The 16289-nt window shown below is 42.0% G+C and carries 13 protein-coding genes and 1 tRNA gene; 10 read left to right on the top strand and 4 right to left on the bottom strand.

The features are described 5' to 3' along the window. Nucleotides 1-39: 39 nt before the first annotated feature. On the top strand, nt 40-579 hold the full coding sequence (locus ID165_RS17205) for an inorganic diphosphatase (protein ID WP_192346373.1): 540 nt from the start codon (nt 40-42) through the stop codon (nt 577-579). 165 nt (nt 580-744) lie between these two features. On the opposite strand, the gene ID165_RS17200 is transcribed toward ID165_RS17205, so the two are convergent. Both ID165_RS17200 and ID165_RS17195 read right to left on the bottom strand, forming a co-directional pair. Continuing rightward, nucleotides 745-1218: a hypothetical protein gene (locus ID165_RS17200; protein ID WP_370539704.1), complete on the bottom strand. Its 474-nt coding sequence runs from the start codon at nt 1216-1218 to the stop codon at nt 745-747. Then, the gene (locus ID165_RS17195) at nt 1187-1792 is read right to left on the bottom strand and encodes an ACP phosphodiesterase (RefSeq protein WP_192346371.1); all 606 of its coding nucleotides are present in this window, start codon (nt 1790-1792) and stop codon (nt 1187-1189) included. The genes ID165_RS17200 and ID165_RS17195 overlap by 32 nt, the downstream gene beginning before the upstream one ends. A gap of 64 nt (nt 1793-1856) precedes the next feature. On the opposite strand from ID165_RS17195, the gene ID165_RS17190 reads away from it, so the two are divergent. Beyond that, nucleotides 1857-3788 carry an AAA domain-containing protein gene (locus tag ID165_RS17190; protein ID WP_192346369.1) on the top strand — a complete coding sequence of 644 codons (1932 nt, stop codon included), beginning with the start codon at nt 1857-1859 and terminating at the stop codon, nt 3786-3788. Nucleotides 3789-3992: 204 nt separating this feature from the next. On the opposite strand, the gene ID165_RS17185 is transcribed toward ID165_RS17190, so the two are convergent. After that, nucleotides 3993-4532 (bottom strand): DUF4924 family protein, encoded by a 540-nt coding sequence (locus ID165_RS17185; RefSeq protein WP_192346367.1) that lies wholly within the window; start codon nt 4530-4532, stop codon nt 3993-3995. A gap of 179 nt (nt 4533-4711) precedes the next feature. Here ID165_RS17185 and lepA point away from each other — a divergent pair, with 179 nt between their 5' ends. From lepA to ID165_RS17150, 7 genes are all read left to right on the top strand, one after another. Continuing rightward, entirely contained in the window at nt 4712-6505 is a 1794-nt protein-coding gene (gene lepA / locus ID165_RS17180; protein ID WP_192351636.1) for a translation elongation factor 4, read from the top strand. Nucleotides 6506-6645: 140 nt separating this feature from the next. Further along, complete coding sequence (locus ID165_RS17175; RefSeq protein ID WP_192346365.1) at nt 6646-6999, top strand: four helix bundle protein; 354 nt, start codon at nt 6646-6648, stop codon at nt 6997-6999. 98 nt (nt 7000-7097) lie between these two features. Next, on the top strand, nt 7098-7982 hold the full coding sequence (locus tag ID165_RS17170; protein WP_192346363.1) for a bifunctional 5,10-methylenetetrahydrofolate dehydrogenase/5,10-methenyltetrahydrofolate cyclohydrolase: 885 nt from the start codon (nt 7098-7100) through the stop codon (nt 7980-7982). A 125-nt stretch (nt 7983-8107) separates the two neighbouring features. After that, a tRNA-Leu gene (locus ID165_RS17165) sits at nt 8108-8191 on the top strand. Between the two features lie 245 nt (nt 8192-8436). Then, entirely contained in the window at nt 8437-9087 is a 651-nt protein-coding gene (locus ID165_RS17160; protein ID WP_192346361.1) for a hypothetical protein, read from the top strand. Nucleotides 9088-9211: 124 nt separating this feature from the next. After that, a complete protein-coding gene (locus tag ID165_RS17155) occupies nt 9212-9754 on the top strand; it encodes a DsrE family protein (protein WP_192346359.1) in 543 nt (180 codons plus the stop codon). A 45-nt stretch (nt 9755-9799) separates the two neighbouring features. Continuing rightward, the gene (locus tag ID165_RS17150; protein WP_192346357.1) at nt 9800-12316 is read left to right on the top strand and encodes an ATP-binding protein; all 2517 of its coding nucleotides are present in this window, start codon (nt 9800-9802) and stop codon (nt 12314-12316) included. On the opposite strand, the gene ID165_RS17145 is transcribed toward ID165_RS17150, so the two are convergent. Beyond that, the gene (locus tag ID165_RS17145) at nt 12313-13722 is read right to left on the bottom strand and encodes a sigma-54 dependent transcriptional regulator (protein ID WP_192346355.1); all 1410 of its coding nucleotides are present in this window, start codon (nt 13720-13722) and stop codon (nt 12313-12315) included. The genes ID165_RS17150 and ID165_RS17145 overlap by 4 nt on opposite strands. A gap of 447 nt (nt 13723-14169) precedes the next feature. On the opposite strand from ID165_RS17145, the gene ID165_RS17140 reads away from it, so the two are divergent. Beyond that, the gene (locus tag ID165_RS17140; RefSeq protein WP_192346353.1) at nt 14170-16053 is read left to right on the top strand and encodes an amidophosphoribosyltransferase; all 1884 of its coding nucleotides are present in this window, start codon (nt 14170-14172) and stop codon (nt 16051-16053) included. Nucleotides 16054-16289: the final 236 nt, after the last annotated feature.

The raw sequence follows: 16289 nt of genomic DNA, 5'->3' as shown, positions 1-16289 counted from the left end.
GTGAAAAACTTCACTTTTTATTAACTAATTCAAGATACTATGATTAATCCCTGGCATGACGTCAACATTGGGAAAAATGCCCCTGAATTCGTAACAGGTGTAATAGAAATACCTAAGGGCAGTAAAGGAAAGTACGAGCTGGATAAGAAAACCGGGATGCTGATGCTGGATCGAGTGCTCTTCTCTGCGGTACATTATCCTGCAAATTATGGATTTATTCCACAGACTTTCTGCGAAGATCATGATCCATTGGATATTCTGATTATCTCTCAGATTGATATCCCTTCCATGTGTCTGGTAGAAGCCAAAGTTATCGGCGTGATGAGAATGATAGATGGTGGCGAAGCGGATGATAAAATCATTGCCGTGGCGGCCGGAGACCAGTCTGTGAATTACATCAACGATATTGACGACCTTCCTCCACATTTGATGAAAGAAGTCCACAGATTCTTTGAAGATTACAAGAAGCTGGAAAATAAAGAAGTGAAGGTAGAAGACTTCCTGGGCAAAGAAGATGCGATGCGCATCATTCAAGAAAGTGTTGATCTATACGATGAGAATTTCCGCACAAGAAAATAACCGAAAGCCTGAGATCAATCTCAGGCTTTTTTGCTTTTTCTTTAACCATGAATATGGAATTTTGTGCGGAGATCCTAATATGCAAGGAAAGACTGCAAAACATGTAAACCGTTCATGTGGAACTAACGGTGGCTCTTTCAGGTACTGAAAAAATACTGAGACTGATCACTTCTTTCCTTTCACTTTCCGCTTTCCCGCTTTCTTGGTCAGGTAGGCTAGTAAGTCTTTGTAAGCATCATGCTCATGATTTGACACGGAAATAGATTGCCGATCCGTGAATGCTACGGTCACCTGACGGAATTCTTTTTTATTCGCTACTACGATTTCTTCCTCCCAGGCAAGAATCTGTGAAATTGGATAGGTTTTGGAATATCCCCTCAAAGGTAATCTGACGATGATCTGATCCCTTCCCGCAGTAATAAATCGAAAGCCTGCCAGCATCTTCACCAGAAGCATCAAGATCACAAGAGTGATCAGCGTGCACGCAATCAAATAAAACCAGATTCCGAAACTTCCTTTATAGGCAAAATCCCTAAGAATATATACTAAGCCCGAAATAAGAATTAGTAGTATTAGGCTTAATGAAATGTAGGTAGAGACTTTTGGTTTAATGACCAGCATGGGTATTTTGAATTTCAACTAGTTTGGTTTGTGCAAAAGTCTCCAAATCCTTGAAAAAAGCGAAGAATATCACTTGAAATTCTGCGTCTTTCTCAAGTAAAGCCAAGTGTGCTACTTCCATTTTGGATTCGAAGCGGGTTCTTCGGGACATGCCTGTGAGTGTTTGCCGGATGCCCTCAATTTCCCTGTATTTCAAAAGCCAATTATCCTGTACCATCCATTGAAACATGCTTGTAAAACGGTCAGGAAAAAGATGATGGTAATGGCGAAGGGTGGAAAATGTGTTTTGAATGAACTCTTCTAGCTGGATTCTGGAATATTTCTCCCAGTTCCTTGCCAAGTAATAATCAAAGAAAATGTCCGTAATCACGGTGGCGTAATGTCCGAATTTTGGTCTTAAATAACTTTGCCCGGCATGAACCAGCGGGTGCGTATCCGTAAACTTGTCTATTGCCCGATGAAGCTTAATCCCATTTTGGACTTCTTGTGGAAAGGAACCCAGCATTTTTCCTTTTACAAAGTCTCCGATAAAGTTACCCACAAGTACTTCATCCTGACCAAATGATAGATAAGCGTGGGCTAAGTAGTTCATAGGAGATGATGAATTGGAGAAACTCTTGATGAGTTTTCATTAGTTTCGCCTAAAATACGCATTGATGGCCAATATCACGGAAGAATTAACTAAAGGACTGAAACTGCTGAAGATAGAATGGCAGGAAGATCTCGCCCAATACAAGCAGAAATTTCTAAACTCCTCTTTAGCTGAGAAGAAAAAAGAAGGAATTACTTGGCACCCTGTCCATCTGAAAAAAAGTAAAATCGGAATGGGTGAGCGGCTATTGGTGGAGGTGGAACGCCTGGACTCTACTCATGCTTCAGCTTTTAATTCAGGTAAATCTGTTACATTTTTCAGTACCCATGAGTCTTATAACAGCCCTGAAGATAGGGTTAACGGTGTAGTCAATTTTGTAAAGCAAAACACCATGACAGTTACCTTGCAAGCTGATGAGTTGCCTGAGTGGATGCATGGAAGTAAATTGGGAGTAGACTTACTCTTTGATGAGGCAAGCTATCGGGAAATGGAACATGCGATGAAGAAGGTGATCTCATCGGAAAACAAACGATTGGAAGAATTAAAGACTATTTTGCTGGGTGAGAAAGCTCCGGTTTTTTTTAATAAGTATCTTGCTCAGAAGACCAATCTCAATTTTTCCCAAAACCAAGCCTGCGAACTGATCGCAAATGCCAAGGACGTGGCTGTGGTGCATGGACCCCCCGGAACTGGAAAAACGACTACGCTGATCGAGGCGATCCAAGATTCAGTGATCGCAGGAGAATCGGTTTTGGTGTGTGCGCCAAGTAATGCTGCTGTGGATTTGCTGGTAGAGAAACTGATCGATCGGAGGATAGAAACCTTGCGCTTAGGCCATCCCGCCCGTGTAGAGGAGAAAATCCTAAATCAGACGCTCGATGCCAAGACAGCTTTTCATTCCAGCTATAAGGATCTTAAAAAGCTCCGTAAAGAAACAGACCAATACCTGAAACTGGCCAAACAATACAAACGGAGTTTTGGCTCAGAGGAACGTGGGCAGCGGAAGCTTATGTACGGAGAGGTTTCCCGACTGCGGGAAGCATCTAAATCGCTGGAGGAATACATTCAGTACGATATCTTTCAGAAAACGAAAGTATTTGCAAGTACCCTTGTAGGAGCATCGTCCTACAACCTGAAGGGGATGGAATTTGATGTGGTTTTTATTGATGAAGCTGCGCAGGGATTGGAAGCAGCAACTTGGATTCCCATTCTGAAGGCCAAGAAGGTGGTTTTTGCAGGCGATCACTGCCAGCTTCCGCCTACTATCAAGTCCTATCAGGCGGCAAAAGATGGATTAGCTGAGACGCTTTTTGAGAAAGTGATTTCCAGAAAATCCCAAGCTGCACAAATGCTGCAAGTACAATATAGAATGCCCGAAGTCATTATGGGTTTTTCGAATGAGCAGTTCTATCAGGGAAGATTGATTGCGGATGAACGTACCAAAGCTCATGTGTTTTCTGAAGACGAAGCATTTTTAGAGTGGATAGACACTGCCGGAGCGGGCTATTCGGATCAGCAGGAGCCGGAGAGTCTAAGTACATTCAATCCGGAGGAAGCAGCATTTGCAGCGAAGTATTTGAATGATCTTGTGGAAAGAATCGGAACTTCAGATTTTATCCAGAAGGGTTGGACGATTGGCTTGATCGCTCCCTATGGTGCACAAGTGCGGAGATTGAGAGCATTGATTTTCGATTCGGATGATTATCCTAATTTACTGGCGACAAAAGGGCTAATCACTATAGATACAGTGGATGGTTTTCAGGGGCAAGAGCGGGATCTGATGATGATTTCCCTTACCCGATCCAATGAGAGTGGAGAAATTGGCTTCTTGTCAGAAGAGCGCAGAATGAATGTTGCGCTGACCAGGGCGAAGCGAAAGCTGGTATTGATCGGAGATAGCAGCACACTGGCTCAGCACCCGTTTTTCGACAAGCTGCTTCAGTATTTCGAAAATCATGGAGGCTATAGAAGTGCGTGGGAGTTCCTTGCTGATTGAAAGATTAAAAAATTCTAAATCGTGAATTCACAGTAAATGGTTGTTTGCCCAATCGGCATATTAGGAATGATTGCATTCTAAGGGCGGCGCACTCATGGATTACATATATGTCAGCATCAAATTCGTCAAGAAATTGATATTTTCTCTAAATGCACCGTTACAATCCCAAGTGACAATCTTCAAATCTTTCAATCTCATTTCTGTTCAATTCTTCGAAATCGAATTCTTCACCTTGTAATGATAGCTCAGCGTACTGAGAATATCACCGTAAGCATCAGCTGACTTCAATTGCTCATCGGAGACTTTCTTTCCCAGCAGCCGGCAAAGCAATAAGCCGTAAACTCCATTCAGGCAGATTTGAATTTCATTTCCAAGGTCTAGCCCTTCTGCCTGCATCACTGTTTCCAAGATAAATGGCTTGGCTTTTCTGTAAGCTTCAAAGTAGACGGGGTCGGTTTTGAGCTGATTCCAATGGATTTGTGCAAGTTCTGAAACTAAAGAGTTAAGTTCTTCCAAATGCCCTTTTGTCAGAATATCCTGATCTTCCATCTGATCTAGAAGTGCCAAATACCAATCAGCTATTTCTCTTTTCTCTTTTTCTGAAACAGGGTATTTCTCTACTACAAAGGTTTTGATTTCCTCCCGATCTCCTTGGTAGGATCGGATCAAATCTTCCATCTGGTACATGTAGATGATGTATTCGGCTATATTTTGAGATTTTTTGTTTTCGGCTACTGACTGCATTTTACTGGCTTTTGAAAGTGCAAAGTTGGGTAAATTTTCAATTATCAATCAACAATGATCAATTTTCAAATGAAAGTGCATTAAGCCTTTCCTTGATCATTGAATTTGAACATTGAAAATTGACACTTGAGTTTGAAAATTCTCTTATCTCCCACTTATTTACTACTTTTGCGGGCAGAATGGATATGCAAAAAATAAGGAATTTCTGTATCATTGCCCATATTGATCATGGGAAAAGTACACTGGCGGATCGATTACTGCAAGAGACCCAGACGGTCGCTGACCGTGATATGCAGAATCAATTGTTGGATAATATGGATCTCGAGCGCGAGCGTGGTATCACGATCAAGTCTCATGCGATCCAGATGAAATATACGCATGAGGGTGAAGTCTACACACTCAATCTGATCGATACACCGGGTCATGTGGATTTTTCTTATGAGGTTTCCCGGTCAATCGCCGCCTGCGAAGGCGCTTTATTGATTGTGGATGCTTCCCAGGGAATTGAAGCACAGACGATATCCAATTTGTATTTGGCTCTTGGCCATGATCTGGAAATCATTCCGGTGTTGAATAAAATTGACCTTCCCGGAGCTGATCCGGAAGCTGTTGCCGATGAGGTGATTGATTTGATCGGTTGTGATAGGGAGGATATTATTTTGGCTTCCGGCAAAACAGGTATAGGCATTGATGATATACTGAAGGCCGTGGTGAATAGAATTCCTGCTCCAACAGGAGACCCCGAGGCACCGCTTCAGGCGATGATTTTTGATTCAGTTTACAATCCATTCCGTGGAGTGGAGGTGATTTTCAGAATCTTCAACGGTACTTTCAGCAAAGGCGATAAAATCAAATTTGTCAACACCGGAAAAGAATATGAGGCGGATGAAATTGGTATTTTGGGACTAAATCAAATTCCTCAGCAAACCATGAGTGCCGGTAATGTGGGCTATCTGATTTCTGGGGTGAAAGTCGCCAAGGAAATCAAAGTTGGGGATACGATCACGCACATCAAGAGACCTTGTGACAAGGCCATCCACGGCTTTGAAAATGTGAAACCTATGGTTTTTGCAGGGATTTATCCCGTAGAGACTACTGATTATGAAGAGCTTCGGTATTCTATGGAGAAGCTTCAGCTGAATGATGCTTCGCTCGTTTGGGAGCCTGAGACATCTATGGCATTGGGCTTTGGATTCCGTTGCGGATTTCTGGGGATGCTACATATGGAGATTATCCAAGAGCGTTTGGAGCGTGAATTTGACATGACTGTGATTACCACAGTACCTTCCGTTCAGTTTAAGGCGCTGATGACCAATGATACGTATCAGATTATCAATGCGCCATCAGATATGCCGGATCCAACTCGGATGAAGCATATCGAGGAGCCATATGTGAAAGCTTCCATCATTACTGCTGCGGAATATGTAGGAGCGGTGATTACGCTTTGTATGGACAAGCGTGGACAGATCAAAAACCAGGTTTACCTGACTTCGGAGCGTGTTGAACTTACGTTCGACATGCCATTGGCGGAGATCGTTTTTGACTTCTTCGACAAGCTGAAAACCATTTCAAGAGGCTATGCTTCTTTGGATTATGAACTGAAAGGCTACGAAGTGTCGCATATGGTGAGGCTGGATGTGATGCTAAATGGAGAGCCTGTTGATGCTTTGTCGGCAGTTGTCCATAGGGATAAAGCCTACGATTGGGGAAGAAGACTGTGCGAAAAGCTGAAGGAACTGGTACCTCGTCAAATGTTTGAAATCGCTATTCAGGCAGCCATTGGGCAGAAGATCATTGCAAGAGAGACTGTAAAGGCTTTGCGCAAAAACGTATTGGCAAAGTGTTATGGCGGTGATATTTCCCGTAAGCGTAAGCTCTTGGAAAAGCAGAAAAAAGGTAAGAAGCGAATGCGACAAGTCGGAAACGTCGAGGTGCCTCAGGAGGCATTTATGGCTGTATTGAAGTTGGATTAATCAGATTTATGATTTACGAAGGACGATTTACGAGGCTCTTTTGATCTTCATAGCCCAATTTTCCGATTTGATATTTTCGAATTTAGTTTTGTGGCCTTTTATGCATAAGTTTAGTTTGTCCACTTAATCTAATTTTCGTTATGAAACAGGAAATGATTAAAAGAACAAAGCAGTTCGCCACAGATGTTTGGCGATTGTGTTCGAAATTACCTCATTCGAGAGAATATAATAGTTATGTAAATCAGTTGATAAGAAGCTCCAGTTCTGTTGCTGCGAATTACCGGGCAGTGGGAAGGGCAAAATCAAAAGCGGATTTTATAAATAAATTGAAAATAGTTGAGGAAGAGGGGGATGAAAGTCAGTTCTTTCTTGAAGTGATAGATGAAATAAATACCAATCAGGAATTATCTTCTGAAATAGCAAGACTAATTAAAGAAGCAGATGAAATAGTAGCAATTATTGTTTCAAGCATAAAAACAGCAAGATCTTCTTAATCTTAAACAGTGTTTCGGCATCCTTTGTAATTTTAAGGACTGGGGTTCCTGAAGATCTCGTAAATCGTAAATCTGAAATCGTAAACCAAAAAATAGAAATGTCCATTCTTATCGACGGTAAAAAAACATCCTCTGAAATCAAATCTGAAATCGCAGCCCGCGTAGCGGAAATAAAGGCTGAAGGAGGTAAAACGCCTCATTTGGCAGCTATTCTCGTGGGAAGTGATGGAGCAAGTCAGACTTATGTAGGAGCTAAAGTGAAGGCTTGTGAGGAATGTGGTTTTGAGTCCACCTTGGTGAGATTGGAAGAAAATGTGTCGGAGGAAGAATTGCTGAAAGTAGTTGCTGATATCAACGAGAATTCGTCTATCGACGGATTGATCGTACAACTTCCTTTGCCTAAGCATATCTCAGTAGAGAAAGTGACTGATAAAATCAGGCCTGAAAAGGATGTTGATGGATTTACTCCTGCTAACGTAGGACGAATGGCGTTGAATTGGCCGGCCTATGTGGCGGCTACTCCCTACGGCATTATAGAATTACTTAAAAGGTATAATATTGAGACCTCAGGCAAGCATTGCGTGGTGATCGGTAGAAGTCATATCGTGGGAAGTCCGATGAGTATCCTGATGGCCAGAAATGGCTATCCGGGAAATGCAACCGTTACCCTGACCCATAGCCGGACTGCCAATCTTCCGGAAATCGCAAAAACCGCAGACATTCTTATCGTGGCTTTGGGCAAGCCTCATTTTGTGACGGTGGATATGGTGAAGCCAGGTGCTGTGGTGATCGATGTAGGAATACACCGAATCGAAGATGCAAGTAAGAAGTCCGGTTTCAGATTGGTCGGAGATGTAAAGTTTGATGAAGTGTCTGAAGTAGCCTCTGCAATCACACCTGTGCCGGGCGGTGTGGGCCCAATGACGATAGCTTCCTTGTTGTATAATACGCTCTTGGCTGCTGAAAGGAAAGTTTACGGGTGATCTATTTGCCCGTTTTTGAGATGCGAACGGTGGCTAGAAGGGTAATCCCAAGAAAATAATCAAAAAAGGTTTTAATCAGGTTTGTTTGGAATAGACAAGTCTGATACTTTTGCAGACTGTTAACCGCGCACGTGGTGAAACTGGTAGACACGCCAGCTTGAGGGGCTGGTGCTTTAAGTAGTGTGGAGGTTCGAATCCTCTCGTGCGCACAATCAAAGCCTTGATCGTTTATTCGGTTGAGGCTTTTTTGATTTAGGATTTTAGAAGTACGATTTACGAAGGCATTTTTAAAGTTGAGATTTATGATTTTGCTTGATCGCTTCGCCCCGGTTTGTGTCTCCACAAACCGGAATGCCTTATCCAATTACTTTTAAAAAAGTCAAATTAAGGAGGGGATTATTAGAAAGTATTATCTTGAAAAATGTACGAACGTTGGAATGAAATCTACCAATTAATGGAAACCTACTTTGCTTTTTTTACTGCAGTTTTTTCTGGCTTTAGCCTGTATTTGGTTTGGAGAGGTTTTCAACTTGCCAAGGAATATTTGCCTCAGCACAAAGAGAAACTCACAATTGAGCGAAATCACAGGTTTGCCGAAAAAATGATCGAAATCATTTATAAAATCGATTCCGAGATGAGCGAACTGTTTAAAGATAAAATACTCGAAAGGCCAGAATGGCAAAATGATGTGAAAAAAGTGAATGAGTTAACAGATGGATTTGCAATTCTAGGTTATCCTCAGATTAGATATTTATATATGAGACACTTGGCAGTCAAAGCCAACAAAGAAATAACATGGGGAAAAGTAAATTCTTTAAGTAGCGAGCTGGCACTTTACCTAGGGTACTTCGAAAATAGAGGGATGCAGTTTCATAAACCAAGAATGATCATTGCTGCAAAAGCTTTGATAGACTGGACAGTAGATACTTTTCCAAAGCTGATGAGAGAGGAATTTGATACTACTAAAGAGTTTATTGATTATTTCTTCTCTGAAATCAATTCTAAGTTTCCCGATACGATGTATGTGAAAACACCATTTGTGGAGGGCTATGAGAAACACAGAGATATGCTAACTGAGGAAGTATTTAAGATATTGGAGAATTAAAGAATAGATGAGGGTGTATCTATCATTCGTGATTACACTAATAGCGGCCAACAAAATCTTTTTCCACCATCGGCATCTCTCCTCCCCGTTATTTTCCTTACATTTTCAGCCTAATTACTGACTTATGGATCGTTTATTTGCCTCGGCTATCTTTTGTTTTACGTTTTTTACGCTTGGGTTTTCTTTTGCCCAAACCGCTCAATTTCCACTTGTTAAAGGATTCGGAGGAATTTATGAAGTGCCTGACGCAACAGAAAGACCCGATGGAAGCTTGGAATATTATATCTTAGTGGACATGTCCACGGGCGGAGCGGACAACTCCGAGATCAGCCGGTGGGTGGATAATGTAGCCCGGATGATGAATCTTCACGGTCTTGCCGGCGTTCCACAGGAGCGTATGCACGTGAAAGTGGTGGTTCATGGCGGGGCGATCTTCACTTTGCTGAACAATGAGGAGTACAACAAACGTTTCAATACTGACAACCCAAACCTCCCTGTATATGAGGCATTGGAAGCAGCGGGTGTAGAGGCGCTGGTTTGTGGACAGTCTCTACAGGCAAGAGGCTTAAAAAAAGGTGATTTATACGATGGTGTAAATGTGGCACTTTCTGCCTTGACAACGGTGACTACATATGTTCCGAAAGGATATACTGTCTTTAAGTTTTAATTCCCACTTGGAATAATTATTGGTTCCGGGGATAATGTGTTTTTGATGAAGAGAAAATCCCCAAGTTCCAGTACCGCTGGAAAAGTCGTTACCGGCTTTTTCATAGCTGCTATATTCCTGATCGGGATGGCGGGATTGACTTACTATACCCAGAATAGACTCCTTGCTACCATGAAGGAGCTCGCTGAGCCAAATCAGAAGCTCAACCTTCTGAACGAATTACAGTCTGAGATCATACAAATCACTCAATTTGACCATTCAGGGGTAGACGAGGATTTTAGAGTGCAGGATTCAAGTGTAGTTTCACTCAAAAATAAGCTAGAGGAATTAGGTTCCCTTGCGGAGGATTCCCTTGAGAGCACCTATATACACAGTGTACAGACCAATCTCGACACGCTTATTGTTGGTTATATCAATTTGTATGAGGTTAAGACAAATTTGGCCAACAGGAATTTCACCCAAGAAGCGCTGAATAAAGTCGAACTGGGAATTCGTAGGCGAGCCGCTACTTTAGAACAACGCCCAATTGGCAGGATCAACCCAAAGGACTACCTTTTCAACGAGTTGGAACGGGAGATTACTATGCGTCAGGAAGCTATGGCTAACCAAGCTATTATAGCAAAAGAAGATGATAGATCCATCGCCTATCTACGCGATCTGCAAAGGCAGAATCTTCGTGACCCCAATATGCCACCAAGCCAGACACTGGATAGTGTGCTGTATAGTATCAAAGGTGTAATGAACAGAGTCAATCGGGAAGAAGCTTATCAAAGACAAAGATTGGCCAAAATGGAGGCCGATATTTCTATAAGCCAAAGCAAGATTATCAATACCATTCAAAATCTGGTAAGCACACTGCAGCAGCGGGCACTGGAGAAATCAGACCGACAGAATGATTCTGCCTATAAACTGACCTATGACATGACGTATTTTCTGATCATGATTGTAGTATTGGCGGTAATAGGAGCGGGTATCATGGTATACTCGATTTTGAAAGAGATTAAAGTGACCAAGAAGTATCAGGAGAATCTTGAGGCTTCCAGGCTGAAATCTGAGCAGTTAGCAAGATCAAAGCAGGAATTCTTGGCCAACATGAGTCATGAAATTCGTAATCCACTCCATGTGATTCAGGGATATAGATCGGTGTTGGAGAAATCGGAACTGGACTCTAGCCAGCAATCCCATCTGAGAATGATAGGGTTTGCCTCGGATACATTGATGGAAATAGTGGATGAAGTGCTGGATTTTTCCAAGCTGGAAGCTGGTAAGTTAAAGTTGGAAGCCCGTCCATTTGATCCGGAGTCACTTTTCTCCTCTTTGCAGAATTTCTTCGAATTGCAGGCAGTGGAGAAGAAGATAGGCTTTGAGTGGTCCTTAGATCTTCCTGAAAATAAGTGGTTGATCGGAGATCAGCTTAGGCTCAAGCAGATACTGAACAATCTGCTGAGTAATGCTTTCAAATTCACTTCCGAAGGTGCAATCTGCGTAAATGTGAGGTGGGGCAAAGGTGCGCTAACTGTGGAAATAAAGGACACGGGCATCGGAATGTCTCCGGAGGTGCTGGAGAAAGTTTTTAGGGAATTTGATCAGGCGGACACTTCAATTTCGAGAAAATACGGGGGAACGGGGCTTGGATTGGCGATTGTGCAACGCCTAGTTTCCTTGATGGATGGAGAGATTACAGCATCTAGTGTGGAGCACGGGGGGACTACCATGCTGGTGAGTTTGCCGATGACAGCTACAGAAGCTCAGCGGGTGGAATTCAATCCTGATGAGATCGTCTCGCTTGATCTTTCGGGATTGAAAATTCTGCTCGTTGATGACGATAAAGTAGGAATCAGGTATTTGGAGACTATTCTAAGTTATTTTGGAGCATCAATTATAGCTTATCCAGGAGGGACCAACTTCCGGGATGAGTTTGTAGCCATTGATTTTGATCTGGCTATTTTAGATATACAGATGCCTGAGTTTTCCGGGTTTGATGTGGTGAAAAGATTACGGTCTATAGACATGTATAAGGAAATGCCGATTCTGGCAATGACGGCAAATGTCTTCGTGGAAGAACGGGAAAAAATGATGGAAAGCGGTTTTACAGAGATTATTTTTAAGCCCTTCCAAGAACGCGTTTTGATTGAATGTCTTGGCAAATTCTTCCCGAATCACGTAGTGAAAGATACGCCTGTGAATCACGCAATAAGTGAAACCGAGAGTACATTGTTTCAGTTGAAGGACTTGGCTAGGTTCTGTATGGGAGATGAGTTATTGCTTCAGGACATTGTACGGGAACTAGTGGGAGAGACTCAAAAAGATCTTGAAAAGTTGAAAAAGGCCAGACTGAATGATGATTTTGATGAGATCCTAGAGATCTGTCATCAGTTGGGAAGTCGTCTTGGACAAATTAAGAGTTCTGCAGGACAAACTGCCAGAAAAGTAGAGAACAGCTTGAAGATCGGAAATAAAAATGGCCTCGGTGACACCCTGAATCAGCTGGATGAGGAAATCCGCATCTTGCTGGCAGCGCTTAACGAGACCATCGAAAAAACCGCAAACGTAGCAAATTAGTCTAATCCGTATTTCTCCATTTTGCTGTAAAGAGTTTTGCGGTCCATATTCAGGATTCGAGCTGTCTTAGACTTGTTGAATTTGGTGTCAGTCAATACTTTTTGAATCAATTCTTTTTCTTGTTCCACCCATTGTGATTTATAATCCTTCGGTGAAGGGAGATCGGATGGTCGGGAAATTGAGTTCATGCTGCCCTTCAGTCCTGTTATGCTGGCGGAAGGCTCATAAAGATCTGCCGGTAATGCATCTTTCTCCACATGCGATGCAGGTGAAAGCAGTACGGCACGTTTGATAATGTTTCTCAATTCACGCAAATTTCCCGGCCAATCGTAGGCGATAAAAATCTCCCAAACTTCCGGTGAGAAGCCTTTTACATTTTTCTCAAGTCTCTCATTGCTTTCTTCGAGGAACTGGTCTGCAAAGTTTTCCAAATCTTCTTTTCTGCTTCGAAGTGGAATTGCACTTAGGGTAAACTCATTAAGTCTATGATAAAGATCTTCACGGAAATTCCCTTCTCCAGCCTGTATCAATAAATTGTCATTAGTAGCAGCGATTATCCGGACATCGATTTGGATTTCTTTGTTACCACCGATTTTACGGATTGTTCTTTCCTGAATTGCCCGGAGAAGCTGTATTTGGACTTCATAGCTTAGATTTCCGATTTCATCGAGAAATATTGTACCGCCATTCGCCATTTCGAAGTGGCCTGTTTTGTTTTCCAATGCACCTGTAAATGCTCCTTTTACATGACCAAAGAGTTCACTTCCGGCAAGTTCTTTAGGCAAGGCCCCACAATCAATGGCGATAAATGGCCCATCTTTTCTTGTGGAGAAATCATGGATTCTCCGAGAAATAAATTCTTTTCCGGTTCCCGTCTCACCAAGCACAAGAACACTCAAATCAGTAGGGGCAACGAGTTGGATGTGTTTTTCCAGTTTTTCGGCTTCGGCAGAGCCGCCTACTACATAGTTGCTTTTGAAGGATTTCTTAGATGATGAAGGTGGTTTGGTGATGGTATCTATCTCTTCAGATACCAGTTCTGTTACTTTGGCAGAAAGAGATTCTTTCACGGTGGCCAGAAGCTCATCAGGATTGATGGGCTTAGTGATGTATTCGAATGCCCCTAGTTTCATGGCTTTGATGGCTATTCGTATATCCGAGTAATGAGTGATCAGAATCACTTGAGTTTGCGGATAGTTGCTTTTTGACCACTGAAGGAGTTCCATTCCGGTTCCATCAGGCAGTCTGAAGTCAGCAATAATTAAGTCAAATTTGGAATTGCTGAAAAATTGCTGCGCTTCTTTGACTTTAACGGCTGTCTGCACGGTAAATCCATTTTTCTCAAGAAAGGTCTTAACGATTCTGGAATAGGTCAGATCATCCTCTACTAATAATATATGCTTCATGAATAACTTTCTTTATAAAGCTAATTAACAAAAAAAGCACCAGAGAAGTATCCGATGCGTTTTTACTTAGGGGATTGAGCAACTAATATTGAGTTTTTTTGCCCCAAATATTAAATATTTTATCGGGGAGTAAGTTTTTTTCAACAGGGTTTTGTCCCATTAGTAATAGAGACTTCAGGTTTCCTATTTTACCTAACTATCATTGTGCCAACTTGCATTGGGAGGAGATAGGGCTGGTATGCTGCAAAATCAGTAGCGGCTACCTGTGGAATATCCGGTCAATTTGTATCTGAAAAGTAAGCTTTGGCCGGTCTGAGACGAATTTGGGGTAGGTCAAATTCGTGTGGGATCACCAAATATATGAGAGGCAAAGAGAACTTATTTTGCCAAAAATATCTTCAAAAAACAATTACCTTTGATTCTTCAAAATAACATTTGCCAGACTCTATGAGTGACGCTATCAAACACGAATGCGGCATAGCAATGATTAGATTGCGAAAACCTGCCCAGTATTACATTGATAAATATGGGACAGCGGCTTTTGCCTCTAACAGACTCTATGTCCTGATGCAAAAACAAATCAATAGAGGTCAGGATGGTGCAGGTGTCGCCAATGTCAAAATAGACACCAAGCCAGGGACTCGATATATCAGCAGATATAGGTCAATAGAACCTTCCGCAGTCAATTATATTTTTGACAAAATCAATAGAAAATACAAGAAAGCAAAGAAAATTGGAGGCCATGATGCGCTTACAGATGGGACTTGGCTAAAAGAAAATATTGCTTTCACAGGGGAAGTTTGGCTGGGACACCTGAGATACGGGACACATGGCGAAAACTCCATAGAGACTTGTCACCCTTTCCTAAAGCAAAACAACTGGAGAAGCCGTAATCTGGTGATGGCAGGCAATTTCAACATGACCAATGTGGAGGAGCTTTTTGACAAGCTTGTCCAGCTGGGACAGCATCCGAAGGAAAAAACCGATACTGTCACTGTGATGGAGAAAGTCGGCCACTTCTTGGATGAAGAGAACCAACGTATTTTTGATAAGTACAAGCACCAGTTTTCCAATGAGCAAATCACCCAGGTGATCGAAGATGAATTGGACATGGCCAGAATCCTTCGAAGGTCCTGTAGAGACTTTGACGGAGGCTACGCAATGGCGGGAATTGTGGGGAATGGATCCTCTTTCGTGGTTAGAGATCCTTCAGGTATTCGCCCGGCATATTATTATGCTGATGATGAGGTGATAGTGGTCGCTTCAGAGAAGCCTGCCATTAAATCCGCATTCAATATTAATTTTAATTCCATCAAGGAGATTCAGCCTGGACATGCTTTGGTCATTAATAAGGATGGCTCTTATGCTGAGTCTGAAATAATGCCTGCAAGGGAAAAGAAATCATGTTCATTTGAGCGGATTTATTTTTCCAGAGGAACTGATCCAAATATCTACCAAGAGCGAAAGAATCTTGGCAAGGCTTTGATTCCCCAGATTTTGAAAGCCATTGACTTTGATCTGAAGAATACTGTGTTTTCCTACATACCGAATACTGCTGAAACCGCATTTCTGGGTATGATTGAAGGGTTGGAAGACTATCTGGCCGCAAAAAGAAGAGAAGTATTCGTGGATGGTAAGCCACATATGGGTGATTTGGATGAATTGTTGAATTTCCGTCCCAGAGTGGAAAAACTCGTAAGTAAGGATGTGAAATTACGTACGTTTATCACCAATGATGAAGACCGAGATACAATAGTGGCTAATGTGTACGATACGACGTATGAGGTGATCAAGTCGGGAATTGATACGTTGGTAGTGATAGATGATAGTATTGTCAGAGGCACCACACTTGAGAAAAGTATTCTGACTACACTCGATAAGCTAAATCCTAAGCGGATTATCATCGTTTCCTCTGCTCCTCAGATTAGATTTCCGGATTGCTACGGCATAGATATGTCTAAGATGAAGGAATTCATTGCTTTCAGAGCTGCCTTGGCATTGATCAAGGAAAGAAAGATTGATAATGTATTAGATCAGGTTTATGAATCTTGCGTGGAGCATCCGTATTCTACAGAGAATTTCGTGAAGGGAGTTTACAATTCATTCACCGACGATGAAATTTCTGATAAGATTTCCGAGATTGTTACCAATGAAGATATTAATGCAGAAGTAAAGGTGATTTACCAGACTGTGGACAATCTGCATAAATGTTGCCCGGATCATTTGGGTGATTGGTATTTCACCGGGAATTACCCTACTACGGGTGGGATGAGGGTAGTGAATAAATCATTCGTTAATTTCATCGAAGGCAAAACCGTGAGAGCTTATTAAGATATTTTTGGAGTATTTCCATACTCTTTTTAAGAGATAAAGATTCAAGAAAAAAGGCACTTGGAAGTTATTCTTTGTGCCTTTTTACATTCTAGACTTTTCTAATTCTTAATTTCGCCAAGAAGAAAAAGCAATTGTGACTTTTGACCTTTGTAGACGGGTATGAGAGTGCAGAGTTAATCCTACTTCAGGAGAATGTGTGACAGAATAGTAAGCACAGGATATCAGTAAACTTT

The organism is Algoriphagus sp. Y33 (assembly GCF_014838715.1).
GTDB lineage: Bacteria > Bacteroidota > Bacteroidia > Cytophagales > Cyclobacteriaceae > Algoriphagus.
The sequence above is the reverse complement of the archived record's forward strand: the minus strand, read 5'-3'. Positions and strand labels throughout refer to the sequence as shown.

Bases quoted from the DNA above. Each gene is read 5' to 3' on its own strand.
- ID165_RS17140 (WP_192346353.1), top strand. From the start codon at position 14,170: ATGAGTGACGCTATCAAACACGAATGCGGCATAGCAATGATTAGATTG.
- lepA (WP_192351636.1), top strand. From the start codon at position 4,712: ATGGATATGCAAAAAATAAGGAATTTCTGTATCATTGCCCATATTGAT.
- ID165_RS17205 (WP_192346373.1), top strand. From the start codon at position 40: ATGATTAATCCCTGGCATGACGTCAACATTGGGAAAAATGCCCCTGAA.
- ID165_RS17185 (WP_192346367.1), bottom strand. From the start codon at position 4,532: ATGCAGTCAGTAGCCGAAAACAAAAAATCTCAAAATATAGCCGAATAC.
- ID165_RS17150 (WP_192346357.1), top strand. From the start codon at position 9,800: ATGAAGAGAAAATCCCCAAGTTCCAGTACCGCTGGAAAAGTCGTTACC.
- ID165_RS17145 (WP_192346355.1), bottom strand. From the start codon at position 13,722: ATGAAGCATATATTATTAGTAGAGGATGATCTGACCTATTCCAGAATC.
- ID165_RS17170 (WP_192346363.1), top strand. From the start codon at position 7,098: ATGTCCATTCTTATCGACGGTAAAAAAACATCCTCTGAAATCAAATCT.
- ID165_RS17160 (WP_192346361.1), top strand. From the start codon at position 8,437: ATGGAAACCTACTTTGCTTTTTTTACTGCAGTTTTTTCTGGCTTTAGC.
- ID165_RS17155 (WP_192346359.1), top strand. From the start codon at position 9,212: ATGGATCGTTTATTTGCCTCGGCTATCTTTTGTTTTACGTTTTTTACG.
- ID165_RS17190 (WP_192346369.1), top strand. From the start codon at position 1,857: ATGGCCAATATCACGGAAGAATTAACTAAAGGACTGAAACTGCTGAAG.
- ID165_RS17195 (WP_192346371.1), bottom strand. From the start codon at position 1,792: ATGAACTACTTAGCCCACGCTTATCTATCATTTGGTCAGGATGAAGTA.
- ID165_RS17175 (WP_192346365.1), top strand. From the start codon at position 6,646: ATGAAACAGGAAATGATTAAAAGAACAAAGCAGTTCGCCACAGATGTT.